The organism is Janthinobacterium sp. JF4, assembly GCF_059617925.1.
This window is the reverse complement of record NZ_JCAQAV010000104.1, coordinates 1-1,225: the sequence shown is the minus strand read 5'-3', so window position 1 is coordinate 1,225 and position 1,225 is coordinate 1. Positions and strand designations below refer to the sequence as shown.

Sequence of the window (1,225 nt, the reverse complement as noted above, 5' to 3'; positions counted from 1 at the left end):
TAATCCGACCTTGTATTATTCCTCTCATGCGGTTGGTGGTGTTGCGAACAACATCGACCGCTGTCAAAATTCTTGGTAGGCATATCAAGACCGGGTAACTGGATGCCGTATCCGCCCTTAGGCTCGAAGCCAGCGATGTAGATCTCGCACCAGTTACCCATCCTCCATGTCAAGATCGGACAGTATCTTTGGCACCGGCACGCCGGTAGCCCGCATTCACAAGGTAGATCGCAAGAGGACCACAGCATGTTTAATTTAGGAATCGACGTTGCCAAGGCAAAGCTGGACTGCGCGCTGCGCCTGCCCAACGGCAAACACCGTAACAAGGTAGTAGAGAACAATCACAAAGGATTTGCTGTACTCAAAGAATGGCTGCTCAAGCATGATGTGAGCAACCCGAGAGTATGCATGGAAGCGACCGGCACCTACTGGGAAGGTGTTGCCGAATATCTGGCAGGACTTGACATGGTGGTCAGTGTCATCAATCCGGCGCAGATCAAGGCCTTTGGCGCCTCGCGCCTGGTACGCACCAAGACCGATAAAGTCGACGCTCAGTTGATTGCTGACTTCTCCCATGAACGCCAGCCTGAGCCCTGGATAGCGCCATCGCCCGCTGCACAAGCACTGCGCGCCATGGTGCTGCGCCTGGAGGCGCTGCAAGCGATGCGACTGCAGGAGACGAACCGTCTCGATGTCGCGCGTGAAGCGGTACGCCAAGGTATCGAAGACCACATTGCGTGGCTCGATAGGCAGATCAAGGAACTCATCCTCGCCATCAAACGCCATATCGATGACGACCCGGATTTACACGACAAGCGTGAGCTGCTCGATAGCATCCCTGGCTTGGGCGAGCGCACGATACCAGTGCTGCTGTCGTACTATGCCGATACCGAGCGCTTCGACAACGCCAAGCAAGCCGTGGCGTTTGCGGGACTCGACCCGCGCCAGCACGAGTCAGGATCGAGCGTACGTGGCAAGCCACGCATGTCGAAGATTGGTCACAGTTTCCTGCGAAAGGCGCTGTACATGCCGGCCATGGTGACCGTATACAGGACACCATGGGGCCAGCGCTTTGGCCAACGGCTCAGCGCTGCCGGCAAGGCACCGAAACTGATCATCGGCGCCATGATGCGCAAGCTGGTACATGTGGCATTCGGCGTGCTCAGGTCGGGAAAAATATTTGATCCGACCTTGCACGCCGCTTGACGGGGATAACAGTATCTAC

Annotated in this window: 1 protein-coding gene; it reads left to right on the top strand. The window is 56.5% G+C overall.

Annotated elements, in window-relative coordinates:
- Positions 1–246: 246 nt before the first annotated feature.
- Positions 247–1,206, top strand: coding sequence for an IS110 family RNA-guided transposase (locus AC54AF_RS27055; RefSeq protein WP_496639050.1), 960 nt, complete (start codon positions 247–249; stop codon positions 1,204–1,206).
- The last annotated feature ends 19 nt before the right edge of the window (positions 1,207–1,225 follow it).

Bases quoted from the DNA above. Each gene is read 5' to 3' on its own strand.
- AC54AF_RS27055 (WP_496639050.1), top strand. From the start codon at position 247: ATGTTTAATTTAGGAATCGACGTTGCCAAGGCAAAGCTGGACTGCGCG.